Here is a 24,835-nt window from a genome sequence, read left to right on the forward strand (position 1 = left end):
CCGACGGCCAGACCCCCGTTCGGCTCAGGGCACCACGACGATCTTCCGGCCCACGCCCGCCGCGAACTGCTCCAGCGCCTCGGGGTAGCGCTCCAGCGAGATCCGGTCGCTGATGAACACCTCCGGGTCCAGCACCCCGTTCGCGAACAGCTCCGCCGCCCGCTCGAAGCTGTGCAGCACCGCCATGGAGCCGGTGATGGTGATCTCCTGGTTGTAGATCCGGTACGGGTCGACGGTCACCCGGGTCGCGTAGTCGGCCACCCCGAACTGCAGGAACGTGCCCGCCTTCGCCACCCGGTCCAGGCCGTCCTGGATGGCCGCCGCGTTGCCCGTCGCGTCGACGACCACGTCCCAGCCCTGCGGCCGGTCCAGCTCGTCCGCGTTCGCCGCGGACGCCGAGACGCCGAGCCGCCGCGCCGTCTCGAGCCGGGCCGGGTTGAGGTCGACCACGTCGACGCTCGCCGCACCGGTGCGCTTCGCCAGCTCCAGCATCATCAGGCCCATCGTCCCCGAACCGTAGATCAGCACGTGGGCGCCCAGACGCGAGTTCAGCACGTCGTAGCCGCGCACCGCGCACGACAGCGGCTCCACCAGGGCCGCGTCCTCGGTGCGCACGTGCTCGGGCAGCCTGACGCAGTTGGCCACCGGGGCCACCGCGTACCGCGCGGCGCCGCCGGCCGTGGTCACGCCGATCGCGGCCCACCGTTCGCACAGGTTGTTGTGGCCGGTGCGGCAGTAGCGGCACTCGTAGCAGTACAGGGACGGGTCCACGGCCACCCGGTCGCCGAGCGCGACCTCCGTGACCTGGGCGCCGACGCCGACCACCTCGCCCGCGAACTCGTGCCCGGGGACGATGGGCAGCTTGGGCGCGAACTCGCCCTGCAGGATGTGCAGGTCCGTGCCGCACAGGCCGCACGCGGCGACCTCCACGACGACCTCGCGCGGCCCCGGCGTGGGGTCGGGGACCTCGGTGACGACGGCGCGGCCCACGGACTCGATGACGGCGGCCTTCATTTCACGGCTCCCAACGACAGGCCCTGGACCAGCTTGTCCTGGGCGGCGAACCCCGCGGCGAGCACCGGCAGGGAGATGACGAGCGACGCGGCGCACACCTTGGCCAGGAACAGGCCCTGGCTGGTGATGAAGCCGGTCAGGAAGACGGGGGCGGTCTCGGCGACCACGCCCGTCAGGACCCGGGCGAAGAGCAGTTCGTTCCAGCTGAAGATGAAGCAGATCAGGGCGGTCGCCGCGATGCCGGGCAGCGCGATCGGGGCCACCACTCGGGCCAGGACGGTCGGCAGCCGGGCCCCGTCCACGCGGGCCGCCTCGATCACCGCGACCGGCACCTCGGCGAGGAAGGACTGCATCATCCACACCGCGATCGGCAGGTTCATGGAGGTGTAGAGGACGACCAGCAGCCAGATGTTGTCGAGCAGCCCGGCGTTCTTCGCGAACAGGTAGACCGGCAGCAGGCCCGCGACGGCCGGCAGCATCTTCGTGGAGAGGAAGAAGAACAGCACGTCCGTCCACTTGCGCACCGGCCGGATCGACAGCGCGTACGCCGCCGGCAGGGCGAGCAGCAGCACGCAGGCGGTGGAGACCACCGAGGCCACCGTGGAGTTGATCAGCGCGGGCCAGGGGCTCGCCCCGCCGCCGGTGCCGAAGAACTCACGGTAGCCGTCCAGGGTGAGGGAGGCGGCGAAGGAGGGCGGGTTGGTCGCCGCGTCCGCCTCGGAGTGCAAGGACGTCAGGGCCATCCAGGCGATGGGCAGGAAGAACACGACGCCGGCCAGCCAGGCCACCAGACCCAGGCCGGTTCCCGTGCGCACCCTGCGCTTGACGACGGTGGCGCTCATGCGCGGGACACCTCCTCGCGGAACAGGGACGACACCACGCGCAGGGCGAGGGTCGCGATGACGATGGAGCCGATGACCACCAGGACGCCGGCGGCCGAGGCCAGACCGTTCTCGTGGGCCTGGTAGAAGCTCTGGTAGACGGTGTAGGGCAGGTTGGCGGTGCCGAGGCCGCCGGAGGTGATCGTGAACACCGCGTCGAAGTTCTGGACGATGTAGATCGACCCCAGCAGGGCGCCGAGTTCGAGGTAGCGGCGCAGATGGGGCAGGGTCAGATGACGGAAGATCTGCCAGCCGCTCGCGCCGTCGACCCGCGCGGCCTCGATCTGCTGCTGGTCCCGGCTCTGCAGTCCGGCCAGCAGGATCAGCATCATGAACGGGGTCCACTGCCACACCAGGGAGACCTCGACCGCGAGCAGCGGGGTGTTCGAGATCCAGTCCGGCTGTGGGCCGCCCACATAGTGCAAGAGCCCATTGAGCAATCCGTATTCAGGGTTGTAGAGCACATGTTTCCAGAGCAGGGCCGCCGCCACGGGCACCACCAGGAAGGGCGCGATGAGCAGGGTGCGCACGACACCCCGGCCCCGGAACCGGCGGTCCAGCAGCAGCGCGAGGGCCAGGCCGAGGACCAGGCTGGCCAGCACGACCGCCACGGTCAGCAGCAGGGTCGTCCACACCGAGTGGCGCAGGTCCGCGTCGGTCAGCACCTGGCGGTAGTTGTCGAGGCCGGTGAAGCGGCGGGCCTTGGGGTAGAGGGCGTTCCAGTCGAAGAAGGAGATCACCAGCGTGGCCACGAACGGGAGCTGGGTCACGACGATCATGAAGACGAGGGCCGGCAGCAGCGGGGCCCGGGTGGCCCAGGCGCGCAGCCGGGCCGGGGGACGGTGTGCCGCCCGTGCGGGTGTGGTCGCGATCGGTGCCGTGGTCGTCGCTGTCATCGTCCCTCGTACTCCTCGGAGATCTTCTCGGCGAGCGCCTGCGACTTCCTCAGGGCCGAGTCGACGGACTGGCGTCCGGCGATGGCCGCGCTGATCTCCTGGGAGACCTTGGTGCCGAGGTCGGTGAACTCGGGGATGCCGACGAACTGGATGCCGGGCGCGGGCCGCGGCTGTACGCCGGGGTCGTTCGGGCGGGCGTTCTCGATGGCCTTCCTGGTCGGCTCCTGGAAGGCCGCGGCGGACCGGCGGTAGTCGGCGTTCGTGTAGGTCGAGGCCCGCTTGCCCGCCGGGACGTTCGGCCAGCCGCTGGTCTCGCCGACCAGCCGCTCGTAGCCCTTGCCCGACGCCCAGGAGACGAACTTCCAGGCCTTGTCGGGGTTGCGGGAGGCCTGCTGGATGCCCCAGGCCCAGGTGTAGAGCCAGCCGGAGGAGCCGGTCCGCTCGACGGGCGCGGGGGCGTAGCCGAGCTTGCCCCGGACCGGGGACTTGGCCGCCTCCAGCAGGCCGGCCGCGCTGGTGGCGTCGTACCACATGGCGACCTTGCCCTGGGTCATCCCGTTCAGGCACTCGGCGAAGCCGGACTGGGCGGCGCCGGACTCGCCGTGCTCGCGCACCAGGCCGACGTAGAACTTCGTCGCCTTCTCGAACTCGGGCGAGTCGAGCCGTGCCTTCCAGTCCTTGTCGAACCAGGTGCCGCCGAAGGTGTTCACCACGGTGGTGAGCGGCGCCATCAGCTCGCCCCAGCCGGGCAGTCCGCGCAGGCAGATGCCCTTCATGCCGGGCCGGGCGCCGTCCGCCTTCGCGGCGAGGTCGGCCACCTGCGTCCAGGTGGGGCGGGCGGGCATCCTCAGGCCCTTCGCCGCGAACACGTCCTTGCGGTACATCAGGAACGACGACTCGCCGTAGAAGGGCTGTCCGTAGAGCTTGCCGTCGTCCGCCGTCAGCGACTGGCGCATCGGCTTCAGCACGTCCTGCTCGTCGTAGGAGGGGTCCTTGGCGACGTAGCCGTCCATGTCGTGCAGCCAGCCGTTGCGGGCGTAGATCGGTATCTCGTAGTTGGACAGGGTGGCCACGTCGTACTGGCCGGCCTGGTTGGCGAAGTCCTGGCTGATCTTGTCGCGGACGTCGTTCTCGGGCAGGACCGTGAAGTTGACCTTGATGCCGGTCTCCTTGGTGAAGTGGGCGGCGGTCAGCTTCTGCAGCTCGGTCATCTGGGGGTTGTTGACCATCAGCACGTTGATGGAGTCGCCGCCGGAACCGGTCCCGCCCGCACCGGCCCAGCAGCCGGAGAGCAGCGGGGCGAGCAGCGTCCCCGCGGCGGCCGTGGCGAGCGCGGCTCGCGGCCTCCGTCGGCTCGGGATGCGCATGGATCGCTCCTGGATGTATGGGGAGATAAGGGGCGTTCAGGGGTGTGGCAGTGCCCTGGGGAAGGCGGTGCGGAGCAGCGGGCCCGGATCTGCGGCCCGTGTGTTCAGACCCGGATGACCTGCGGGCCCAGCAGGGAGTAGCGGTGCGCCTCGGTGGCCGGCAGCAGCGTGCTCGTGACGATCGCCTCCAGTGAGCCGATCTCGGCGAACCGGCAGAAGCTGACCGCCCCGAACTTGGTGTGCACGCCCGCGAAGACGGTGCGCCGCGCGGCGCGGACGGCCTGGGTCTTGACCTCGCTGACCGCGGGATCGGGGGTGGTGAGCCCGTGGTCGCGGGAGATGCCGTTGGCCCCGATGTAGGCGAGGTCGATCACGAAGCCGGCCAGCATCCGGGTGGCCCAGTGGTCGACGGTCGCCAGGGTGCCGGCCCGGACCCGGCCGCCGAGGAGCAGGACCGACACGTTCTCGGCCTCGGCCAGTGCGCCCGCGACCGGCAGGGAGGCGGTGACCACGGTCAGCGCCCGGCCGGCCGGCAGGGACTCGGCGATGAGCCGCGGGGTGAAGCCCTCGTCCACGAACACCGTCTCCGCGTCGCCGAGGAGTTCGGCCGCGGCGGCCGCGATCCGGCGCTTCTCCGGGACGTGGCTGGTGGCGCGGAAGGCGAGCGTCGTCTCGAAGCCGGCGCTCTCGACCGGATAGGCGCCGCCGTGCGTCCTGCGGACCAGGCCGTGGTCCTCCAGGGCGCGCAGGTCGCGCCGGACGGTCTCCTTGGCCACGCCCAGGTCGGTGGCGAGCACGGAGACGTCGACCGAGCCGGTGGCGCGCGCGGCCCGCACGATCTCGCGCCGGCGTTCCTCCGCCGTCCTGGTGCTCATGTCCTCACCCGCTTCCCCGCCGGCCTGCCCGTTCGGGCCCTGGGGGAAGTTCTACAGCGGGTGTGCGGCGCTGACCAGGCCTGTTGCGGGCCCGATCCTGCCCGGGTGTGCCCGTTTCGGGCGAGCCGTGCCCGTCGCGGACCTGCGGGGCCGTCCGGGACGCGGTGGGATCGGGCGGCCCGGATGCCCGAACACGGCGGCGGGCGGGCCCGTTCGGTGCCCGCCCGCCGCCGTGAACGCCCTTTTCCGGCCGCACCGGCCGGCCGCGTCAGTACGGCCAGATCGGCGGGTCGGTCACGAAGTGGCCGCCGAGGTGGCTGTGCGCCGGGTTCGCCGGGTCGAGTTCGCCCTGCTCGGCGATGAGCTTCTCCGCCCACGGCTCGGAGTCGTCCTGGGGGTCGTAGCCGAGCGCCCGGGCGCTCGTGAGGTCCCACCACAGGCGGGTGTTGGCCGAGGAGCCGTGGACCACCGTGTGGCCGACGCCCTCGGCGGTCAGGGCCGCGTGGAGGAGACGGGCGCCGTCGGCCGGACTCATCCACACCGAGAGCATGCGCACGCTGGTCGGCTCCGGGAAGCAGGAGCCGATGCGCACCGAGACGGTCTCCAGGCCGTGCTTGTCCCAGTAGAGCTGGGCGAGGTCCTCGCCGAAGCACTTGGACAGGCCGTAGAAGGTGTCCGGGCGGCGCGGGGTGTCGACGGGGATCAGCGCCTCGCCGGGGCGCGGGGCCGGGGTGAAGCCGGCGGCGTGGTTGGAGGAGGCGAAGACGATCCGGGGCACGCCTTCGAGGCGGGCGGCCTCGTACAGGTTGTAGGTGCCCTCGATGTTCGACCTGAGGATCTTCTCGAACGGGGCCTCCAGGGAGATGCCCGCGAGGTGGACGACCGCGTCCACGCCGCGCACCGCCTCGCGCAGCGCACCGGTGTCGGCGAGGTCGGCGGTGACGGCGTCCGGCTCGCCCTCGACGGGCCGCACGTCGAACAGCCGCAGCGTGTAGCCGTACTCCGGCAGCAGGGAGCGCATCAGGGTGCCGAGCCCGCCGGCGGCGCCGGTGAGCAGAACGGTGCGGGGAGCGGGCATCCTCGGTCTCCTTGATCACCTGTGACGAGTGACGAACGGCCGTGTGCCGGGACGTCATTCACATGCGTGGACACGCTAGAAAGCGCTGACTGATCCAGTCAAGGGTGCTGTGGGGTGGGGAAATCCGGCGCTGTGTTGCGTGGCTGGACGCTTGACCCGGGCCGAAAGGGGCCCGTAGCGTGCAGTTGTTCAGAAATATGGACGTCGATCAGAGACATGCACCGACAGGGAGCGCTCGTGACGCCAGCCCCTCTCGCCGCCCGGCTCCACGACCCGAGCGGGCCCCTGTTCTTCCCCGTCACGGCCTACGGCCCCGGCGGCTCCGTCGACCTCGACGTCTACCGCGCCCATGTGCGCGAGGGCGTCGCGGCCGGCGCCGCCGCCGTCTTCGCCTGCTGCGGCACCGGGGAGTTCCACGCGCTGCTCCCCGAGGAGTTCGAGGTCTGCGTACGGACGGCCGTCGAGGCGGCCGGGGGGCGGGTGCCCGTCGTCGCCGGCGCCGGGTACGGCACCGCGCTCGCCGTCCGCTACGCGCGCCTCGCCGAGGAGGCGGGCGCCGACGGGCTGCTCGCCATGCCGCCGTACCTCGTCGTCGCCGGCCAGGAGGGACTGCTGCGGCACTACCGGGAGATCGCCGACGCGACCGCCCTGCCCGTCATCGTCTACCAGCGCGACAACGCCGTCTTCACCCCGCGGACCGTCGTAGGACTCGCCCGCACCGAGGGCATCGCCGGCCTCAAGGACGGACTCGGCGACCTGGACCTGATGCAGCGGATCGTCAGCGCCGTGCGCACCGAGGCCCCTGGCGACTTCCTGTACTTCAACGGGCTGCCGACCGCCGAGCAGACCCAGCTCGCCTACCGGGCCCTCGGTATCACCCTGTACTCCTCGGCCGTCTTCTGCTTCGCCCCCGAACTCGCCCTGGCCTTCCACCGGGCGCTCCGCTCGGGCGACGAGGCCACCGTGCGGCGCCTGCTGGACGGCTTCTACCGCCCGTTCGTCGAACTGCGCGCCCGGGGCCGCGGCTACGCCGTCTCGCTCGTCAAGGCGGGCGTGCGGCTGCGCGGCCTGGACGTGGGCGAGGTCCGCCCGCCGCTGCACGAGCCGGACGAGGACCACGTCAAGCAGCTCGCCCGGCTCATCGAGCGCGGGCACGCCCTGCTGGAGGAGACGGAGTGAAGGCGTCCGCGTTCGTCTACCCCTGGGACGTGGCCGGCGACCCGGACGCCCCCGCGCGGATCGCCTCGCTCGGCGCCGGACAGGTCACCCTCGCCTCCGCCTACCACTCCACCCGCGCCCTGACCCCCCGCCACCCCCGGCACCGCATCGTCACGGCGGAGTACGCGGCCGTCCTCTACCCGCCGGGCGAGCGCTGGGCGGGCCGCGGCCTGCGCCCGTACCCCGCCGGACGCTGGGCCCCGGGGGACGCCTACGGCGAGGCCGCGGCGGCGCTCGCCGCGGCCGGGCTGGAGGTGCACACCTGGGTCGTCCTCGCGCACAACTCCCGCCTGGGCGCCGAACACCCGGACACCTCGGTGGTCAACGCCTACGGCGACCGCTACCCGTGGGCGCCGTGCATCGCGCAGCCCGCCACGCGCGCGTACCTGGTCGACCTGGCCGCCGAGGCCGCCGTGCGCCCCGGCGCGCACGGCACCGAACTGGAGTCCCTCGGCTGGTACGGCCTGCAGCATCTGCACGCGCACGACAAGACCTCCGGGGTCGGCCTCGGGGACGCCGGGCAGTACCTGATGTCCCTGTGCTTCTGCCCGTCCTGCGGAGCCGGCTACGGCGAGCAGGGGCTGGACCCCGCCCGGCTCGCGGCCGGCGTGCGCGCGGCGCTGGAGCCGCTGTGGCGGGGCGCGGCGGACGACGGGGGCTGGCCGGCGGTCGAGAAGCTCCTCGGACAGGACACGGCGGCCGCCACGCGCGCGTGGCGCGACACCGTCGCCCGCACGCTCCAGGAGGAGGCCGTCGCCGCGGTGCGCGCCGCGGCGCCCGGGGGCTTCCAGGTCCTGCTGCACGCCGACCCGGTGCCCTACCACTGCGGCGCCAACGCCGGCGTCGATCCCGCCCACGTCCTCGGGGTCGCGGACGGGGTGGTGGTGCCGTGCACCGGCGGCACCGGACCGCTGGCGCCGTTCGCCGGGCGGGCGGACGGAGGGAAGGTCCTGGCGGCCAACTTCACGGTGGTCACCGGCATGGGCGGCAGCCCCGCCACGCTGGCCTCGGACGCGGCACGCGCGCGTGCCGAGGGCGCGACCGAACTGCGCCTGTATCACGCCGGACTGGCGTCGGACGACGACCTGTCCGCGGTGCGGGAGGCGCTGTCCGGGCGGTGAGCCAGAGCGGCCGCCGTCGCGAGCAGCGCGGCGCCGTAGAGCGGCAGCAGCAGTCCCACGCCGGCCAGTTCCACCAGGCCGGCCCCGGCACCCAGTCCCAGGACGTTCGGGGCGAAGACCAGCGTGCCGGCGGTGGCCGTCACGCGGCCGAGCAGCGGGCCGGGCGTCTCCCGCTGGACGGCGGTGAACGCGGCCACCAGCACGCAGGGGAGGCCGAGGCCGCTCACCACGCCGGCCGCCAGGGGCACCGGGTCCGACGGCACGGCCCGCGCCGCCACCGCGATCCCGGTCAGCGCGATCCCGGCCGCCGCGAACCGGCGCGCGCCCATGCGGCGCAGCGCGGGCCCCGAGACCAGCCCGGCCGCCACCGAACCGGCGCCCTGGAAGGCGTACAGCACACCCGCGTACGCGGGGGAGTGGCCGAGACGGTCGACGACGGCGTACACCGTGGAGCCGGCGAGCGCGGCCAGCAGCATGGCCGTGCCGCCCGCCGCGACCAGGGGGCGCAGCACGGGGTGGCCCCACAGGTGCCGGACGCCCTGCGCGGTCCGGCGCCGCCGGCCGTCGCCGGCCCGTGCGGGCCGTTCCTCGCGCACCCGCGGCAGGGCGTACAGCCCGGCGGCGAGGACGAAGGTGACGGCGTCCAGACAGGCCACGGCGGGACCGCCGTGGAGCGCGTAGAGGCCCGCTCCCGTCAGCGGGGCGACGAGCTTCATGCCCTCCGTGAGGGTCGTCCGCAGCCCGTTGAAGTCGCCGAGGAGGTCAGCCGCGACGGCGGCGGCGACCAGGGCCGACTCGGCGGCGTCGTGTACGACCCCGATGGCGCCGTAGAGGAACAGCACGGCGAACAGCAGCCACAGCCGGCCGGGGGAGTCGACGGTGAGAAGGGTGAGGAGCAGCGCCGCCAGGCACAGGTTCGACGCGACGAGCAGGGGTTTGCGCCGCATCCGGTCGGCGAGCGCGCCGAGCGCCGGACCCGCCGGCGTGGGCGCCCACAGGGCGAGCACGCTCAGGGCGGCCAGGCCGTCGGACCCCGTGAGGTCCTTCACCCACACCCCCGATGCCAGCCACAGCGAGGAGGTGCCGAAGGCGGACACCACCACGCCGGCGAGGTACAGCGCCGCGCTGCGGTTCCGCAGGACGCGGACCAGGGACCAGGAAGTCGTCATGCCTGCCCATCGTGGGCCTGAGACGGGGGCCCGGCATCGGCAGGATGCCCTAATCGCGAGCGCGGTCCGGCGCCGCCCGGCCGTCCGCCGTGGGAGCGGCCGGGCGGCGCCGATGAGTTCCGGCGGGCCGCACGGTCACCCCTTGGTACGGACAGCGCGAACTCGAAGGAGCGACCCATGAGCATGGTGGATCTCGGCCCGCAGACCCGGATCGTGGCACGGCTCGCCGAGGCCGTGGCCGACGAGCGGCTCACGGCCGCCACGCCGTGCCCGGACCTGGCGGTGCGGAACCTGCTCGCCCACATCCTGCACCTGTCGGTGGCCTTCCGGGACGCCGCCCGCAAGGACTTCGGCGCGACGACCGACACCCGTCCCGACGCCGCCGTCCCGGACATCGGCCCAGGCTGGCGCGAGGACCTGCCGAAGGCGCTGGACGAACTGGCCGACGCCTGGCGCGACCCGGCCGCCTGGACCGGCGCCACCCGGGCCGGCGGCGTGGAGCTGCCCGGGGCGGTCGCGGGCGCGGTCGCCGCCGAGGAACTCGTCGTCCACGGCTGGGACCTGGCCCGCGCGACCGGCCAGTCCTACGAGCCCGACCCCGCCGCCCTGGAGGCGGCCCACGGCTTCCTCGCCGCCGCCGACGACCCGTCCCGGGGCGACGCCCCGTTCGGCCCGGTCGTCGCGGTCCCGCCCACCGCGTCCCTCCTGGACCGCACGATCGGCCTGAGCGGCCGCGACCCGGGCCGGCGCCCGTGAAGCCCGCCTGACCCGGCAGCGGCCCCGGCTTCGGCTTCCTTCGGCTTCGGCCGAGACCGGTGCTGCTCGCTTCCGCCGCTGTCCGTGCCCGCCACCGGCGCCGGGGATGCCTCATGCGAGAGTGCCTGTCGGACGGCCGGGAGGGGCGGACGCCTCCCCGGCCGAAGCGGGTGGGTCCCGGCGCCCGTGCCCGTCCCGCACGCCGGCGGGAGCGCCGAGGTGGGGTGGACGCGGGGCCCGGCACGTTCGCGACGTTGCAGCGGCACACGGATCCCGCCCGGCTCACCGTGATCCGATCCCCGCGGCGCCCGTTCCGGTGTACGCGCCGCAGGCCCGCGCGCGCCGGCCGGCGGGTTTCCGCGCGCGCCCGTCGGCTTCCTCAGGGCGTCATCGTCTTCCGGCCCCGGTGCGACGGCCATGACGTCCGGCACCGGAACCTCCGGCTCACCGCCCGCGCCGACATCTTCCCGCGCGAGGCGGACCTCGACGGGCATCGCGGTGGCGAACACGCCGAGGCCTCCCGCGGACCCACCCGGGCCGCCGCGGGGGGCGACAGCCGCGAAGTCCGGGGCGTCTCGCGGCAACCAGGACATCCTCTGCCGCAAGCATTGACGAAACACGGGCCCCCTCCTACCTTCAACGCGTCGTACTCCGTACGTCATATATGAGACGCGATACGCGAGATCCGAGAGGGCCGTATGACCTCTGTGCCCACGCCGATCCCGTCCCGCACGCAGTACGTGCTGGACGCGATCAAACACCGCATCCTGACGGGGCAGCTGACGCCCGGCCAGGCCCTGGTCGAGACGGAACTGGCCGCGCAGTTCGGGGTGTCGAAGACCCCGGTGCGGGAGGCGCTGAAGACCCTCGCCGGGACCGGGCTCGTCGTGATGAGCCAGTACAAGGGCGTCACGGTGCGCATGGTGGACGCGGACATGGCGCGCGAGGTCTACGACGTCCGGCTGCTGCTGGAACCCGAGGCGGTGCGCCGGGCGGTGCGGCGCGGTGCGTCCCTCGACGCCGCCCGGGACGCGCTGGCGCGCGCCGACGCCGCCACCGACACCGCCGAACGCTCCCTGGCCAACCGCCAGTTCCACCGTGCCCTGTACCTGCCGTGCGGCAACCCGCTGCTCGGCCGGATGCTCGACGAGGTCCGCGACCAGGCCGCCCTGGTGGCCGCCGTGGCCTGGGCGGCCGACCCCTCCTGGGGGCGGGAGGCCGCCGAGCACCGGGACATCCTGCGGCTCGCGCTGGAGGGCGACGCGGACGGCGCGGCGAGCGCCCTGCACACCCACATCGCGTCGTTCGTAGGGCGGGCGATCCCCGAGCACCCGGAGGAAGGCCAGGAATGAGCGGCGTGACGTTCGAGACCCAGCGGGCGGCCCTGGCCGACGTGGTGGCCATCCCGGTGACCCCGTTCGCCGAGGACGGCTCCGTCGAGCGGGACGCCCACCGGTCGCTGCTGCGTCGCCTGCTCGACGGCGGTATCACCACCATCACCTCCAACGGCAACACCGGCGAGTTCTACGCCCTCACCCCCGAGGAGCGCCGGCTGGTCACCGAGCTGACCGTGGACGAGGCCGGCGACCGTGCCGTGGTCCTGGTCGGCATCGGCCACGACCTGTCCACCGCCGTCGACTCCGCGCGGCACGCCCGCGACGCCGGCGCCGCGATGGTGATGGTCCACCAGCCCGTGCACCCGTACGTCTCGGCGGCCGGCTGGGTCGACTACCACCGCGCCATCGCCGAGTCCGTGCCCGAACTGGGCGTGGTGCCCTACATCCGCAACGAGCGGCTGGCCGGCGCCCGGCTCGCCGAACTCGCCGACCAGTGCCCGAACGTCATGGGCGTCAAGTACGCCGTCCCGGACGCCGCGCGCTTCGCCGCCTTCGCCCGGGACGCGGGGCTCGACCGCTTCGTCTGGGTCGCCGGCCTCGCCGAGCCGTACGCGCCCTCGTACTTCTCGGCCGGAGCCACCGGCTTCACCTCGGGGCTGGTGAACGTCGCCCCGGCCGTCTCGCGGGAGATGATCGAGGCGCTGCGCTCCGGTGACTTCCCGGCCGCCATGAAGGTCTGGGAACGCATCCGCCGCTTCGAGGAACTGCGCGCCGCCCACGGCAACGCCGACAACGTCACCGTCGTCAAGGAGGCGCTGGCCGCGCTCGGCCTGTGCCGCCGGGACGTCCGCCCGCCGAGCAAGCAGCTGCCCGCGGACGAGCGGGCCGAGGTCGCCGCCATCACCGCCGGGTGGTCGACATGAACGCCCCCCGCCGCGCTCCCGAGGACCTCAGAAGCCACCAGTGGTACGGCACCGACGGCCTGCGCTCCTTCAGCCACCGCGCCCGCACCCGCCAGCTCGGCTACCTCCCCGAGGAGCACCTCGGCAAGCCGGTCGTCGCGATCCTCAACACCTGGTCCGACATCAACCCCTGCCACGTCCACCTGCGCGACCGCGCCCAGGCCGTCAAGCGCGGGGTGTGGCAGGCGGGCGGCTTCCCGCTGGAGTTCCCGGTCTCCACCCTCAGCGAGACCTTCCAGAAGCCCACCCCGATGCTCTACCGGAACATGCTCGCCATGGAGACGGAGGAGCTGCTGCGCTCCTACCCCGTCGACGGCGCGGTGCTGATGGGCGGCTGCGACAAGTCCACGCCCGCCCTGCTGATGGGCGCGGCCTCGGTGGACCTGCCGGCCGTCTTCGTCCCGGCCGGGCCCATGCTCCCCGGCCACTGGCGCGGCGAGGTCCTCGGCTCCGGCACCGACATGTGGAAGTACTGGGACGACAAGCGAGCCGGTCTCATCGGCGACTGCGAGATGACCGAGCTGGAGAGCGGCCTGGCCCGTTCGCCCGGCCACTGCATGACCATGGGCACGGCGTCCACGCTGACCGCCGCCGCCGAGGCGCTCGGCGTGACGGTGCCGGGCGCGTCGAGCATCCCGGCGGTGGACTCCGGGCACGACCGGATGGCGGCCAGGGCGGGCATGACCGTCGTCGACCTGATCCACCGCGACCGCAGGCCGAGCGACATCCTCACCCGCGAGGCCTTCGAGGACGCCGTGACCACCGTCCTCGGCCTCGGCGGCTCCACCAACGCCGTGATCCACCTGATCGCCATGGCCGGCCGGGCCGGAGTGCGGCTCACCCTGGACGACTTCGACCGCATCGCCCGCACGGTCCCGGTCCTCGCCGACGTCCGCCCCGGCGGACAGCGGCACCTGATGGAGGACTTCCACTTCGCGGGCGGCCTGCCCGGTTTCCTCTCCCGGATCCCGGACCTGCTCCACCTGGACCGGCCGACCGTCTCGCACGACACCCTGCGCGAGCAGATCTCCGGAGCGCGGGTGCACGACGACGACGTCATCCGGACCCGGGACAACCCGGTCGCGAGCGAGGGCGGGGTCGCGGTGCTGCGCGGCAACCTCTGCCCGGACGGCGCCGTCATCAAGCACATCGCCGCCGAGCCCCGCCTGCTGCGGCACACCGGCGCCGCGGTCGTCTTCGACGACTACCGGACGATGCAGCGCACCATCAACGACCCGTCGCTGCGCATCACGGCGGACAGCGTGCTCGTGCTGCGCAACGCCGGCCCCAAGGGCGGCCCGGGCATGCCCGAGTACGGCATGCTCCCCATCCCGGACCACCTGCTCAAGCAGGGCGTGCGGGACATGGTGCGGATCTCCGACGCCCGGATGAGCGGCACGAGTTACGGCGCCTGCGTGCTGCACGTGGCGCCGGAGTCGTACGTCGGCGGACCGCTGGCGCTGGTGCGCACCGGCGACCTCATCACCCTGGACGTCGGGGCCCGCGCCCTCCGGCTCCACGTCGACGACGCGGAACTGGAGCGCAGGCGGGGCGAGTGGACCCCGCCGCCCGCCCGCTACGAGCGCGGCTACGGCGCCCTCTACAACGAGCAGATCACCCAGGCCGACACCGGCTGCGACTTCGAGTTCCTGGCCCGTCAGGGCACCGTGCCGGACCCTTACGCCGGCTGACCCCGCCCCACCACGGAAGTGCTTCCCCCATGCGTGGGAAGCAAGCGCCTCCTGCTCCCGTTTCACCGCCCCACTGCGAACGGAGAACAGTCATGACCCAAGCCGCAGCCGTGGCGGAACCGCCCGCGCCACCCAGGCGGCGCCGTGCCTCCGCCACCTCGGGGACTGGGCCCCCTGGAAGGAGCGCTGACGGCGCGTCCGGCCGGGGACGGCGCGGGGGCCTCTCGCCCGATGGCTTGATATCGATCGGGCAAAGGACCTCGCGCTGCCCCGGGTGACGCGCGTAGAACACCTGTCATGCGTACATCACAGCGGATCGCGGCGGTCACCGCCGCCTGTGCCCTCGCCGGCGGCGCCCTGTACGGCGCCGGTGCGGCCACCGCCGGTCAGTCGACGGCGAACTCCACCCACGAGCCCTACAACATCGGGCTCCTGGTGAAGGACATCGACACCTACTACGGCACCACCGCCGGCAGCGACGGCGTCTACCAGGCCTCCCCGGACAGCCCGTACGCCAAGGACCTGGCGCGCATCGACGCCGACGCCCGGAACTGGATCGACAAGGCGGCCCGCAAGGCCCACCAGCACGGCGAGAAGCCGGCCGTCGTCTTCGACATCGACGACACCCTGCTGCTCAGCCTCGACTACGAGAAGCGCTACAACTACACGTACAACTCCGCCACGTGGAACGACTACGTGAACCGCGCCGACCGGCCGGCCGTCTTCGGCAGCCCCGAACTGGTGCGCTACGCCCGGTCCAAGGGCGTGGAGGTCTTCTACAACTCCGGTCTCAGCGAGGCGCAGCGCGCCGGCGCCGTGGAGAACCTGAAGAAGATCGGCGCCGACGTCAACCTCGACCCCGGCCACATGTTCCTCAAGGACAAGGCCGCCCCTCCGGCCTACCTGAGCGACTGCGCCACCCCGGGCACCTGGAACTGCACCACCGTGCAGTACAAGGCCGGCACCCGCGAGCACATCGAGGACGACCTCGGGTACGACATCATCGCCAACTTCGGCGACCAGTACTCGGACCTGGACGGCGGCCACGCCGACCGCACCTACAAGCTGCCGAACCCGACGTACTTCGTGTCCTGACGCACCGCCGCACGCGTAGGCGGTCCGCGACGGGCGGCCCCGCCGGGGATCCCCGGCGGGGCCGCCCGTCGCCGAGGCGACGGTGACGGACCTGCTCGTACGAGCCGACAGCGCGATCCGGCGGGCCGAACCCTCGATTCCGTAACACGAGGAAAACCTGAACCGGGTCCGGCAGGGGAACAATCCAGCCAGCATCCGCGCACCTTTGATCAGCCGACGAGGAGTACGACCATGTCCCAGACGCAGAAGGCGGAACAACGGCCCGGCGCCGCACCGCCCGCGGGCAACGGCGTCGACCGGTACTTCAGAATCTCCGAACGGGGATCCACTTTCGGCCGGGAGATACGCGGCGGCTTCGCCACCTTCTTCACCATGGCCTACATCCTCGTCCTGAACCCCATCATCCTGGGCAGCGCCGAGGACAAGTTCGGCCACACCCTCGACACCGGCCAACTCGTCACCGCCACCGCACTGGTGGCCTGCGTGATGACGGTCGTCATGGGCGTCGGGGGCAACCTCCCGCTCGCCATCGCCGCGGGGCTCGGCCTCAACGCCGTCGTCGCCTTCCAGCTGGCCCCGCTGATGAGCTGGGCGGACGCGATGGGCCTCGTCGTCCTCGAAGGCGCCGTCATCTGCCTGCTGGTGCTCACCGGACTCCGCGAAGCGATCATGAACGCGATCCCGCAGCAGCTCAAGCAGGCCATCGGCGTCGGCATCGGCCTGTTCATCGCCTTCATCGGCTTCGTGGACGCCGGGTTCGTCAGCCGCATCCCGGACGCCGCGCACAGCACCGTGCCCGTGCAGCTCGGCGCGGTCGGACGGCTGACCGGCTGGCCCGTGCTCGTCTTCTGCCTCGGCGTGCTGCTGACGATCGCCCTGCTCGCCCGCAAGGTGAAGGGCGCGATCCTCATCAGCATCGTCACCATGACGGTCGTCGCGATCGTCATCGACGCGGTCGCCGACATCAAGAGCTGGGGCCTGACCACGCCGAAGGTACCCGACAAGATCGTCGCCGCACCCGACTTCGGGCTCGTCGGTCACTTCAGCCTGTTCGGCGGCTTCGCCAAGGCCGGTGTGCTCACCGCCGTGCTGCTCGTCTTCACCCTCATCCTCTCCGACTTCTTCGACGCCATGGGCACCATCGTCGGCATCAGCGCCGAGGCCGGACTGCTCGACGACCAGGGGCAGGTGTCCGGCATCGGCCGGGTGCTGTTCATCGACGGCGCCGCGGCCGTCGCCGGCGGGGTCGGCTCCGCCTCCTCCAACACCGCCTACATCGAGTCCGCAGCCGGCGTCGGGGAGGGCGCCCGCACCGGCTTCGCCAACCTCGTCACCGGCGGCCTGTTCGGGCTGGCGCTCTTCCTCACCCCGCTGCTGACCATCGTCCCGCTGCAGGCCGCCGCACCCGCGCTGATCGCGGTGGGCTTCCTGATGATGACCCACGTCAAGCACATCGACTGGGACCGGTACGAGATCGCCATCCCGGCGTTCCTCACCATCGCCGCGATGCCGTTCACCTACTCCATCACCGACGGCATCGGCGCGGGCTTCCTGTCCTACGTGCTCATCAAGACGGTCCTGGGCAAGGCCAGGGAGGTCAACTGGCTGCTGTGGGGGGTCTCCGCGCTGTTCCTGGTGTACTTCGCGATCGACCCGGTGGAGCAGGTCCTGGGCGTCGGGTGAGACGGGCGGGGGCGGCCGCGCGCGGCCGCCCCCGTGCCGCGCCTACTTGAGCGCGGCCTGCATCATCGCCCGGGCCACCGGCGCCGCGAGCCCGTTGCCGCTGACCTCGGAGCGGGCCGCGTCCGACTGCTCGACCATCACCGCGACGGCGACCTCCTTGCCGGTGCTGTCCGACTTGCCGTACGAGGTGAACCAGGCGTACGGCGTCTTGCTGTTGTTCTCGCCGTGCTGGGCGGTGCCCGTCTTGCCGCCGACCGTCACCCCGTCGATCAGCGCGTTCGTACCGGTGCCGTCCTTGACCACCGTCTCCATCGCCGACCGCAACTGCGCGGCGGTGGCGGAGCCGACGACCTGCTTGCCGTCCGTGCCGCCGTCGTAGTCCTTCAGCACGTCGCCGTCGCCGTCGGTGATCCGCGACACCATGTGCGGGGAGACCAGCTTGCCGCCGTTCGCCATGACTGCGGACACCATGGCCATCTGCAGCGGGGTCGCCGTGACGTCGAACTGGCCGATGCCGGACAGGGCGGTCTGCGCCTCGTCCATCCCGGAGGGGTAGACGCTGGGGTACGCCCGCACCGGGACGTCCTGTTTCTGGTCGTTGAAGCCGAACTTCTCCGCCATGGCCCGCACCTTGTCCTGACCGAGGTCGACGGCCATCTTGCCGAAGACGTTGTTGCAGGAGTAGCGCAGTGCGACCCGGATCGAGGCGTTCTCGCACGGTGCCGAGCGGTTCTCGTTGACCAGATCCTGGGTGCTGCCCTTCAGGGTGTACGGGTCGGGGCTGTCGGTCGGGTCGTCCACGTTCTTGTAGAGCCCGCTCTCCAGCGCGGCGGCCGCGACGACCAGCTTGAACGTCGAGCCCGGCGGCAGCGGCTGGCGCAGCGCGCGGTTGACGAGCGGCTTGTCCTTGTCCGCGTTGAGCGACTTCCAGGCGGCGCCGGCGGTGTTCGCGTCGGTGAGCCGCGTGGGGTCGTACGACGGCGTCGACACCGCCGCGAGGATCTTCCCGGTCTTCGGGTCAAGGGCGAGGGCGGCGCCCTTGCTGCCGCCGAGCGCCCGGTACCCGGCCTTCTGCACGGCCGGATCGATCGTCGTCACGACGTCGCCCGGGTCGGCGCGCTTGCCGGTCACCGTGCCCAGCACGGTCTTCAGTCTGCTGTCGGTGCCGTTGAGCAGGTCCTGGTAGATGCCCTCGAGCTGGGTCGGGGCGTAGGCCTGGGAGGCGTAGCCGGTCACCGGCGCGTACAGCTCGCCGTCGCGGTACGTCCGCTTGTACGCGAGGTCGCCGCCCTTCGTCCGCGCCGAGCCGGTGACGGCGCTGCCGGCCACGATGATGTTCCCCAGCGGCTGCGAGTACGTCTCGATGACGTTCCGCCGGTTGTCCTGGTCGTCCGCGAGGGCCGTTCCGTCGTAGTACTGCACCCAGGTCGCCCTGACCAGCAGGGCGAGCACCAGCAGCAGTGTGAAGACGGAAGCCCGCCTGATCGTCTTGTTCATGCCGCCGGTGAAGACGAGCCGGGCGGGGCAATCGTTCCCGTACGCCGCTTTTCTCATCCCGCGTTCAGGAAGCCGGCCTCGTACGCGGCGATCACCGCCCGGGCCCGGTCCCGGGCGCCGGTCCCGGCCAGTACAGCCGCGACGTGCGACTTCACGGTGGCGGGCCCGACGCCCGGCCGACGGGCCGTCTCGGCGTCGGTGAGCCCGCGGGACAGGAGCCGCAGCGCCTCGGCCCCGCGCGCCGTGAGCCACCCAGGCCGGGGGAGCGGACGCCCGCCACGTGGAACGACTACGTGAACCGCGGCGAGCGCGCCGGCCGGCACCAGACGGCCCCTGCGCCGCCGCGTCCGCCGAACAGGAGCGCCGGCGCCCGGCCCGGCGCCACCGGAGCGGGAGAGACGGAGGTCGGCACGGGCCGACTCCCCCCGCGTCCGGAGCGCGTCCCGCGCGACGACGATCCGCACACCACCGGAAGGCGGGGACGGCCGCGTGCGCGCCGGGCCTACAGCCGCCGTGTCGCCAGCGTCAGCCGGTCCCGCGCGTCGAACAGCGCGTCCTTGATCGTCTGTTCGTGGGCGGGGGTCAGCCGGGCCACCGGCACCGAGCAGCTGATGGCGTCCCGGGCGGGCGTGCGGTACGGGATCGCCACGCCGAAGCAGCGCAGCCCCAGGGTGTTCTCCTCGCGGTCGACGGCGAAGCCCTGTTCACGGACCTGGTTCAGCTCCTCGATCAGCTTCTCCCGGTCGGTGATGGTGTGCTCGGTGAGCGCGGGCAGCGTCTCCGGCAGCAGCTTGCGCACCTGCTCGTCGGTGTGGGTGGCGAGCAGCGCCTTGCCGAGGGAGGTGGAGTGGGCGGGCAGCCGCCGGCCGACCCGGGTGAACGGGCGCAGGTAGTGCTGGGACTGCCGGGTGGCCAGGTAGACCACGTTCGTGCCGTCGAGCCGGGCCAGGTGGATGGTCTCGGTGGTGTCGTCGGAGAGGCGGTCCAGGGTCGGCCGGGCGGCCGCCACCACCTCGTCGCCGTCGATGTAGGACGTGCCGACCAGCAGCGCCCGCACCCCGATGCCGTACCGCGTCCCCGTGGCGTCGGTCTCCACCCAGCCCAGCTCCACGAGCGTGCGCAGCAGCATGTACAGGCTGGACTTGGGGTATCCGACGGCCTCCTGCACCGCCGCGAGGGAGTGCATGCCGGGCCTGCCGGCGAAGTACTCGAGCAACTCAACGGTCCGCACCGCGGACTTGACCTGGGCCCCGCCCGTCTCGCCTGCCGACATCGCCCTTGACCCCTTCGTTCGACGGGAAATAGTCTCCGAGCAGCATATTCACCAGCAGAGACGGCGTTCAGTATATCGAACGCGCTGGTGGTTGACCCAGCGAATGCGGCCTTAACTGGAGGGACCCGCGGTGGCAGCAGCACCAGTCTGGAGTGTCGACCCGCGCACCGGGAAGCAGCGTGAACAGGTCGCGGTGGAGGCGACGGCCCAGGAGGTGGACGCGGCCGTCCGGGCGGCGCACGCCGCGCGCGGCTCCCTCGCCGACCGCACCGTGCGCTCGGCCTTCCTCCGCTCGGCCGCCGCCGGCCTGGAGGCCGCCGCGGACGGCCTGATCGAGACCGCCGACGCCGAGACCGCCCTGGGCCCGGTCCGCCTCACCGGGGAACTCGCGCGCACGGTCTACCAGTTGCGGGCCTTCGCCGACATCGTCGACGAGGGCGCCTTCCTGGACGTGATCGTCAACCACCCCGACGACACCGCCACCCCGCCCGTCCCGGACCTGCGCCGGTACAAGGTGCCGCTGGGCGTGGTCGCCGTGTACTCCGCCTCCAACTTCCCCTTCGCCTTCTCCGTGGCCGGCGGCGACACCGCCAGCGCGCTGGCCGCGGGCTGCCCGGTGGTCGTCAAGGCCCACCCCGACCACCCGGCCCTGTCCGAGCAGGTCGCCGCCGTACTGCGCCGGGCGGCCGCCGGCAACGGCATCCCCGAGGGGGCCGTCGGCCTGGTGCACGGCTTCGAGGCGGGCGTCGAACTGATCAAGCACCCGCTGGTCGCCGCCGCGGGCTTCACCGGCTCGGTGCGCGGCGGGCGCGCCCTGTTCGACGCGGCGGCCGCGCGTCCGGTGCCGATCCCGTTCCACGGTGAGCTGGGCTCGCTGAACCCGGTCCTGGTCACCGAGGCGGCCGCGGCCGAGCGGCCCGAGGCGATCGGCTCCGGACTCGCCGGGTCCATGACCCTCGGAGTCGGCCAGTTCTGCGTCAAGCCGGGCCTCGTGCTGGTGCCGTCCGGTGACGCCGGCGACCGGCTGCTGAAGTCCCTGGCCGACGCCGTCGGCGGCACCGCCGCCGGGGTGCTGCTCGACCACCGGATGCGGGACGACTTCATCGCGGGCGTGGCCGAGCGGGCGCAGCTCCCCGGGGTGGAGACGCCGGTCACGCCGGGCGCGGGCGGCGAGCACACGGTGAGCGCGGGCTTCCTGACGGTCCCGGCGAGCGGTCTGACCGCCGAGGGGGCGTACGACCTGCTGCTGGAGGAGTGCTTCGGGCCGGTGACCGTGGTGGTCCGCTACGCCGACGACGCCGAGGCCACCGCCGTGCTGTCGCGGCTGCCGGGCAACCTCACGGCCACGGTGCACCTGTCGGCCGGGGAGGCCGCCGGCGAGGGACGGGGCGCTCAGATCCTCGCCGAGCTGACGCCGCTGGCCGGACGCGTGCTGGTCGACGCCTGGCCGACCGGGGTGGCGGTGGCGCCGGCCCAGCACCACGGCGGGCCGTACCCCGCGACCACCTCCACCTCCACCTCCGTGGGCGGCACCGCCATCGAGCGGTGGCTGCGGCCGGTCGCCTACCAGAACGCGCCCGAGGCCCTGCTGCCCCCGGAACTGCGCGACGACAACCCGCTCGGGCTCCCGCGCCGGTTCAACGGCCGGCTGGAGCGCTGACCGGAGCGGCGGGACGTGACACGAGGAACCTGGGACACTCGCGCGATGGACGTCGAACTCCCCGAACTCCCCTTCCCCCTGCGGACGTACGGTCCCGACGGCAACTGGTCCTACGAGGGCGGTGTGCTCACCGGCTGGGCCGGGCCCCGGCAGGACCGGTTCGTGCCGCCCACCGGCGAGGCCCTGGACCCCGCCGCCGACGCGCCCCGGCTGCTCGGGGCGCCCGAGGGGGACTTCCAGCTCATAGCAAGGGTCACCGTGGGCTTCGGCGCGGCCTTCGACGCGGGCGTCCTGTACGTCCACGTCGGCGACCGCGCCTGGGCCAAGCTCTGCCTGGAGTACTCCCCGGACGTGCCCACCGTCTGCACGGTGGTCACCCGGGGGCACTCCGACGACGCCAACTCCTTCACCGTGGAGGGGAGCTCGGTCTGGCTGCGGGTCAGCCGGACCGGACGCGCCTTCGCCTTCCACGCCTCCCGGGACGGCGTGCGCTGGACCTTCGTCCGGCTCTTCACCCTGGGCGAGGAGAAGGAGTCCGGCGCGGCGCTGGTCGGCTTCATGACCCAGTCGCCGCTGGGGGAGGGCTGCGTGGTGACCTACGACCACCTCGAGTTCCGGGCCGGCTGGCCGGACGACCTGCGCGACGGCGGCTGAGCGCGGCGGGCGGGGCGCGCCACCGGGGAACCGGAGCCGCGCCCCGGCACGTCCCTGGGGGCGTGACCGAAGCGCACCGGACCACCGGGACCCTCATGATCAGGACCGCCCTGCCCGCGGAGGCGGGGGCCGTGGCGGAGCTGCACGTCCGGGCGAGGTCGACGTACTACCCGGACGGCCTCCCGGACGACGGTCTCGACTGGCCGGCCAGGTGGCGCGAGGCGATCGAACGGCCCGACGGGCACGTGCTGTGCGCCGTCGAACGGGGACGGCTCGCGGGCATCGCCTCCTTCCGCGCCCCCGGGGGAGCGCCCGCCGGCACGGTCAAGCTGTTCCAGTTCCACGTCGACCCCGGCCGCTGGCGCGCCGGCGTCGGAACGGCGCTGCACACCGCCTGCGTGGAGCAGTGGCGGGCCGACGGCGTCCGGACCGCGGTCCTGGACGTGCACGTGGACAACCGGCGCGCCCAGGCCTTCTACGCACGCCAGGGCTGGGTCCCCGACCCGGAGAACCCGCCCGTCGAGGGCGACCACCATCTCTTCCTGCGCCTGGCGGTGGCCGGGGAATGAACCCCGCTGCTTGAACGTTCACGTACGCGCGCGGGGAAACCCTCCGCACCCGTACGACCTGGAGAAGAGCCGAGAGCATGCGCGTCGAAATCTGGAGCGACATCGCCTGTCCCTGGTGTTATGTCGGAAAGGCCCGCTTCGAGAAGGCGCTCGCGGCCTTCCCGCACCGCGACGACGTCGAGGTGGTGCACCGCTCCTTCGAGCTGGATCCCGGCCGTGCCAAGGGCGACGTCCAGCCGGTGCTGACCATGCTCACCCGGAAGTACGGCATGAGCGAGGCGCAGGCCCAGGCCGGCGAGGACAACCTCGGCGCCCAGGCCGCCGCCGAGGGCCTGGACTACCGCACCCGCGACCGCGACCACGGCAGCACCTTCGACATGCACCGCCTGCTGCACTTCGCCAAGGCGCAGGGCAGGCAGGACGAACTGCTGCAGATCCTGTACCGGGCCAACTTCGCCGAGGAGCGGTCCGTGTTCGGCGAGGACGACGAGCGGCTGGTGGAGCTGGCCGTCGAGGCCGGCCTGGACGCCGGAGCCGCCCGGGCGGTCCTCGCCGACCCCGCCGCCCACGCCGACGAGGTCCGCGCCGACGAGCGCGAGGCCGCCGAGCTCGGCGCGACCGGCGTTCCCTTCTTCGTCCTCGACCGTAAGTACGGCGTCTCCGGAGCCCAGCCCGCCGAGGTCTTCACCCGGGCGCTGGCCCAGGCCTGGGGCGAGCGCTCCCCGCTGAAGCTGGTCGACGAGGGCACGGCCGAGGCCTGTGGCCCGGACGGGTGCGCGGTGCCCCAGCACTGAGAAACCGCAGGCCGGCGCGGACGTATAAGGGCCACTAAGAGGACCCGCGAGGAAATACGCGATGGACTGCGACTTCCCCGGGCCGCAGAGTGGACCCCATGGAGACCACGGAGACGTTCGACACCCTCGTCCGCGCCGAGTTCGCCCCCAGGAGCAGCTACCTCAACACCGCCAGCAACGGCCTGCTGCCCGCCCGTACCGTCACCGCCCTGCACGAGGCGGCGCTGCTGCGGGCCGAGGGCCGGCCGCTGCTGCCGCTGTACGAGGACGTCGAGGCCTGCCGGGCCGCCTACGCCCGGCTCGCCGGCGTTCCGGCCGGCCGTGTCGCGGCCGGCGCCTCGGTCGCCGCGCACACCGGTGTGATCGCCGCGTCGCTGCCCGCCGGCGCCGAAGTGCTCACCGCAGAGGACGACTTCAGCTCCGTGCTGAACCCGTTCCACGTCCGCGGCGACCTCAAGGTGCGGGCGGTCCCGCTGGAGCGGATCGCCGAGTCCGTCCGTCCGGACACCGCACTGGTCGCGCTCAGCGCCGTGCAGTCCGCCGACGGACGCGTCGCCGACCTGGCGGCCGTGCGCGAGGCCGCCCGCGAGCACGGCGCGCGCACCTACGTCGACTTCTCCCAGTCCGCCGGCTGGCTCCCCATGGACGCGGCCGCCTTCGACTTCAGCGCCGCGGTCTCCTTCAAGTGGCTGCTCGGCCCGCACGGTGCGGCGTTCCTGGTGGTCCCGGAGGACCTCGGCGGGCTGAGCCCGGTGCTGGCAGGCTGGGTCGCGGGGGAGCGGCCGTGGGACAGCTGCTACGGCCCGGTCGAGGAACTCGCCCATTCCGCGCGGCGGTTCGACCTCAGCCACGCCCTGTTCACGTACGCGGGGCTGCGCCGCTCGCTGGAACTCGTCGAGGAGATCGGGCTGCCGGCGCTGCACGCGCACGCCGTGCGGCTCGCCGACCGGTTCCGGACCGGGCTCGCCGGCCTCGGCCACGAGGCCGGCGAGCCCGGCTCCGCCATCGTCTCGGTGCCGGGACTCGGCCACCTCCAGCCCGGGCTGAGCGAGGCCGGCATCGAGGTGTCCGACCGGTCGGGCAATCTGCGCGCGGGCTTCCACCTCTACAACACCCCGGCGGACGTGGACCGGCTGCTGGACGCGCTGTCCCGCTGACCACGCGACCGGGCCGGAGCCTTTCGTCCCACACGAGGAGGCTCCGGCCCGGCGGTCGGAAGAGGACTACTTCGCCGGCTTCACCGGA

22 protein-coding genes are annotated in these 24,835 nt (G+C 73.0%); 13 read left to right on the forward strand and 9 right to left on the reverse strand.

Annotated features, from left to right (window positions below; genetic code table 11):
* Positions 1-24: 24 nt before the first annotated feature.
* From ACFQ9Z_RS26670 to ACFQ9Z_RS26695, 6 genes are all read right to left on the reverse strand, one after another.
* Entirely contained in the window at positions 25-1,014 is a 990-nt protein-coding gene (locus tag ACFQ9Z_RS26670) for a zinc-dependent alcohol dehydrogenase family protein (protein WP_383023567.1), read from the reverse strand.
* Positions 1,011-1,856 (reverse strand): carbohydrate ABC transporter permease, encoded by an 846-nt coding sequence (locus ACFQ9Z_RS26675; RefSeq protein WP_383023570.1) that lies wholly within the window; start codon positions 1,854-1,856, stop codon positions 1,011-1,013. The genes ACFQ9Z_RS26670 and ACFQ9Z_RS26675 overlap by 4 nt, the downstream gene beginning before the upstream one ends.
* Positions 1,853-2,791 carry a carbohydrate ABC transporter permease gene (locus ACFQ9Z_RS26680; RefSeq protein WP_143637703.1) on the reverse strand — a complete coding sequence of 313 codons (939 nt, stop codon included), beginning with the start codon at positions 2,789-2,791 and terminating at the stop codon, positions 1,853-1,855. The genes ACFQ9Z_RS26675 and ACFQ9Z_RS26680 overlap by 4 nt, the downstream gene beginning before the upstream one ends.
* On the reverse strand, positions 2,788-4,158 hold the full coding sequence (locus tag ACFQ9Z_RS26685) for an ABC transporter substrate-binding protein (protein WP_383023575.1): 1,371 nt from the start codon (positions 4,156-4,158) through the stop codon (positions 2,788-2,790). The genes ACFQ9Z_RS26680 and ACFQ9Z_RS26685 overlap by 4 nt, the downstream gene beginning before the upstream one ends.
* Before the next feature lie 104 nt (positions 4,159-4,262).
* A complete protein-coding gene (locus ACFQ9Z_RS26690) occupies positions 4,263-5,033 on the reverse strand; it encodes a DeoR/GlpR family DNA-binding transcription regulator (protein WP_383023578.1) in 771 nt (256 codons plus the stop codon).
* A 268-nt stretch (positions 5,034-5,301) separates the two neighbouring features.
* Positions 5,302-6,111, reverse strand: a complete 810-nt coding sequence (locus tag ACFQ9Z_RS26695; protein ID WP_383023582.1) for an NAD-dependent epimerase/dehydratase family protein — start codon at positions 6,109-6,111, stop codon at positions 5,302-5,304.
* A 237-nt stretch (positions 6,112-6,348) separates the two neighbouring features.
* Between ACFQ9Z_RS26695 and ACFQ9Z_RS26700 the strand changes: the two genes are divergently transcribed.
* A complete protein-coding gene (locus ACFQ9Z_RS26700) occupies positions 6,349-7,290 on the forward strand; it encodes a 5-dehydro-4-deoxyglucarate dehydratase (protein ID WP_383023586.1) in 942 nt (313 codons plus the stop codon).
* Positions 7,287-8,450 carry a hypothetical protein gene (locus ACFQ9Z_RS26705; RefSeq protein WP_383023589.1) on the forward strand — a complete coding sequence of 388 codons (1,164 nt, stop codon included), beginning with the start codon at positions 7,287-7,289 and terminating at the stop codon, positions 8,448-8,450. Before ACFQ9Z_RS26700 ends, ACFQ9Z_RS26705 begins: the two co-directional genes overlap by 4 nt.
* Here the strand turns inward: ACFQ9Z_RS26705 and ACFQ9Z_RS26710 are convergent.
* Positions 8,387-9,619: an MFS transporter gene (locus tag ACFQ9Z_RS26710; protein WP_383023594.1), complete on the reverse strand. Its 1,233-nt coding sequence runs from the start codon at positions 9,617-9,619 to the stop codon at positions 8,387-8,389. The two genes, ACFQ9Z_RS26705 and ACFQ9Z_RS26710, sit on opposite strands and share 64 nt — an antisense overlap.
* Before the next feature lie 177 nt (positions 9,620-9,796).
* Between ACFQ9Z_RS26710 and ACFQ9Z_RS26715 the strand changes: the two genes are divergently transcribed.
* The 6 genes from ACFQ9Z_RS26715 (at position 9,797) to ACFQ9Z_RS26740 (ending at position 17,143) form a co-directional block, all read left to right on the forward strand.
* On the forward strand, positions 9,797-10,375 hold the full coding sequence (locus ACFQ9Z_RS26715) for a TIGR03086 family metal-binding protein (RefSeq protein ID WP_383023597.1): 579 nt from the start codon (positions 9,797-9,799) through the stop codon (positions 10,373-10,375).
* 698 nt (positions 10,376-11,073) lie between these two features.
* Positions 11,074-11,727, forward strand: a complete 654-nt coding sequence (locus ACFQ9Z_RS26720) for a GntR family transcriptional regulator (RefSeq protein ID WP_383023600.1) — start codon at positions 11,074-11,076, stop codon at positions 11,725-11,727.
* Entirely contained in the window at positions 11,724-12,635 is a 912-nt protein-coding gene (locus ACFQ9Z_RS26725) for a dihydrodipicolinate synthase family protein (protein ID WP_383023604.1), read from the forward strand. The genes ACFQ9Z_RS26720 and ACFQ9Z_RS26725 overlap by 4 nt, the downstream gene beginning before the upstream one ends.
* Positions 12,632-14,365 (forward strand): L-arabinonate dehydratase, encoded by a 1,734-nt coding sequence (gene araD / locus ACFQ9Z_RS26730; RefSeq protein ID WP_383023608.1) that lies wholly within the window; start codon positions 12,632-12,634, stop codon positions 14,363-14,365. Before ACFQ9Z_RS26725 ends, araD begins: the two co-directional genes overlap by 4 nt.
* A gap of 297 nt (positions 14,366-14,662) precedes the next feature.
* A complete protein-coding gene (locus ACFQ9Z_RS26735; protein ID WP_383023611.1) occupies positions 14,663-15,460 on the forward strand; it encodes an HAD family acid phosphatase in 798 nt (265 codons plus the stop codon).
* A 231-nt stretch (positions 15,461-15,691) separates the two neighbouring features.
* Positions 15,692-17,143: an NCS2 family permease gene (locus ACFQ9Z_RS26740; RefSeq protein WP_383023614.1), complete on the forward strand. Its 1,452-nt coding sequence runs from the start codon at positions 15,692-15,694 to the stop codon at positions 17,141-17,143.
* 42 nt (positions 17,144-17,185) lie between these two features.
* On the opposite strand, the gene ACFQ9Z_RS26745 is transcribed toward ACFQ9Z_RS26740, so the two are convergent.
* Both ACFQ9Z_RS26745 and ACFQ9Z_RS26750 read right to left on the reverse strand, forming a co-directional pair.
* Complete coding sequence (locus ACFQ9Z_RS26745) at positions 17,186-18,640, reverse strand: peptidoglycan D,D-transpeptidase FtsI family protein (RefSeq protein WP_383023619.1); 1,455 nt, start codon at positions 18,638-18,640, stop codon at positions 17,186-17,188.
* 502 nt (positions 18,641-19,142) lie between these two features.
* Entirely contained in the window at positions 19,143-19,913 is a 771-nt protein-coding gene (locus ACFQ9Z_RS26750; protein ID WP_383023624.1) for an IclR family transcriptional regulator, read from the reverse strand.
* Positions 19,914-20,043: 130 nt separating this feature from the next.
* Between ACFQ9Z_RS26750 and ACFQ9Z_RS26755 the strand changes: the two genes are divergently transcribed.
* The 5 genes from ACFQ9Z_RS26755 to ACFQ9Z_RS26775 all read left to right on the forward strand — a co-directional run bounded on the left by ACFQ9Z_RS26755 (position 20,044) and on the right by ACFQ9Z_RS26775 (position 24,747).
* A complete protein-coding gene (locus ACFQ9Z_RS26755) occupies positions 20,044-21,573 on the forward strand; it encodes an aldehyde dehydrogenase (NADP(+)) (RefSeq protein WP_383023627.1) in 1,530 nt (509 codons plus the stop codon).
* Positions 21,574-21,618: 45 nt separating this feature from the next.
* Positions 21,619-22,227, forward strand: a complete 609-nt coding sequence (locus tag ACFQ9Z_RS26760) for a DUF1349 domain-containing protein (RefSeq protein ID WP_383023630.1) — start codon at positions 21,619-21,621, stop codon at positions 22,225-22,227.
* A 95-nt stretch (positions 22,228-22,322) separates the two neighbouring features.
* Positions 22,323-22,796 (forward strand): GNAT family N-acetyltransferase, encoded by a 474-nt coding sequence (locus ACFQ9Z_RS26765; protein WP_383023889.1) that lies wholly within the window; start codon positions 22,323-22,325, stop codon positions 22,794-22,796.
* A gap of 77 nt (positions 22,797-22,873) precedes the next feature.
* Positions 22,874-23,590: a DsbA family oxidoreductase gene (locus ACFQ9Z_RS26770; RefSeq protein WP_383023633.1), complete on the forward strand. Its 717-nt coding sequence runs from the start codon at positions 22,874-22,876 to the stop codon at positions 23,588-23,590.
* Between the two features lie 98 nt (positions 23,591-23,688).
* Positions 23,689-24,747, forward strand: coding sequence for an aminotransferase class V-fold PLP-dependent enzyme (locus ACFQ9Z_RS26775; protein WP_383023637.1), 1,059 nt, complete (start codon positions 23,689-23,691; stop codon positions 24,745-24,747).
* Positions 24,748-24,835 lie beyond the last annotated feature (88 nt).

It is taken from the genome of Streptomyces sp. NPDC056580 (assembly GCF_042793175.1).
In the GTDB taxonomy this organism is placed as follows: Bacteria; Actinomycetota; Actinomycetes; order Streptomycetales; family Streptomycetaceae; genus Streptomyces.

Bases quoted from the DNA above. Each gene is read 5' to 3' on its own strand.
- ACFQ9Z_RS26670 (WP_383023567.1), bottom strand. From the start codon at position 1,014: ATGAAGGCCGCCGTCATCGAGTCCGTGGGCCGCGCCGTCGTCACCGAG.
- ACFQ9Z_RS26675 (WP_383023570.1), bottom strand. From the start codon at position 1,856: ATGAGCGCCACCGTCGTCAAGCGCAGGGTGCGCACGGGAACCGGCCTG.
- ACFQ9Z_RS26680 (WP_143637703.1), bottom strand. From the start codon at position 2,791: ATGACAGCGACGACCACGGCACCGATCGCGACCACACCCGCACGGGCG.
- ACFQ9Z_RS26685 (WP_383023575.1), bottom strand. From the start codon at position 4,158: ATGCGCATCCCGAGCCGACGGAGGCCGCGAGCCGCGCTCGCCACGGCC.
- ACFQ9Z_RS26690 (WP_383023578.1), bottom strand. From the start codon at position 5,033: ATGAGCACCAGGACGGCGGAGGAACGCCGGCGCGAGATCGTGCGGGCC.
- ACFQ9Z_RS26695 (WP_383023582.1), bottom strand. From the start codon at position 6,111: ATGCCCGCTCCCCGCACCGTTCTGCTCACCGGCGCCGCCGGCGGGCTC.
- ACFQ9Z_RS26710 (WP_383023594.1), bottom strand. From the start codon at position 9,619: ATGACGACTTCCTGGTCCCTGGTCCGCGTCCTGCGGAACCGCAGCGCG.
- ACFQ9Z_RS26715 (WP_383023597.1), top strand. From the start codon at position 9,797: ATGAGCATGGTGGATCTCGGCCCGCAGACCCGGATCGTGGCACGGCTC.
- ACFQ9Z_RS26720 (WP_383023600.1), top strand. From the start codon at position 11,074: ATGACCTCTGTGCCCACGCCGATCCCGTCCCGCACGCAGTACGTGCTG.
- ACFQ9Z_RS26725 (WP_383023604.1), top strand. From the start codon at position 11,724: ATGAGCGGCGTGACGTTCGAGACCCAGCGGGCGGCCCTGGCCGACGTG.
- araD (WP_383023608.1), top strand. From the start codon at position 12,632: ATGAACGCCCCCCGCCGCGCTCCCGAGGACCTCAGAAGCCACCAGTGG.
- ACFQ9Z_RS26735 (WP_383023611.1), top strand. From the start codon at position 14,663: ATGCGTACATCACAGCGGATCGCGGCGGTCACCGCCGCCTGTGCCCTC.
- ACFQ9Z_RS26740 (WP_383023614.1), top strand. From the start codon at position 15,692: ATGTCCCAGACGCAGAAGGCGGAACAACGGCCCGGCGCCGCACCGCCC.
- ACFQ9Z_RS26745 (WP_383023619.1), bottom strand. From the start codon at position 18,640: ATGAACAAGACGATCAGGCGGGCTTCCGTCTTCACACTGCTGCTGGTG.
- ACFQ9Z_RS26750 (WP_383023624.1), bottom strand. From the start codon at position 19,913: ATGTCGGCAGGCGAGACGGGCGGGGCCCAGGTCAAGTCCGCGGTGCGG.
- ACFQ9Z_RS26760 (WP_383023630.1), top strand. From the start codon at position 21,619: ATGGACGTCGAACTCCCCGAACTCCCCTTCCCCCTGCGGACGTACGGT.
- ACFQ9Z_RS26765 (WP_383023889.1), top strand. From the start codon at position 22,323: ATGATCAGGACCGCCCTGCCCGCGGAGGCGGGGGCCGTGGCGGAGCTG.
- ACFQ9Z_RS26770 (WP_383023633.1), top strand. From the start codon at position 22,874: ATGCGCGTCGAAATCTGGAGCGACATCGCCTGTCCCTGGTGTTATGTC.
- ACFQ9Z_RS26775 (WP_383023637.1), top strand. From the start codon at position 23,689: ATGGAGACCACGGAGACGTTCGACACCCTCGTCCGCGCCGAGTTCGCC.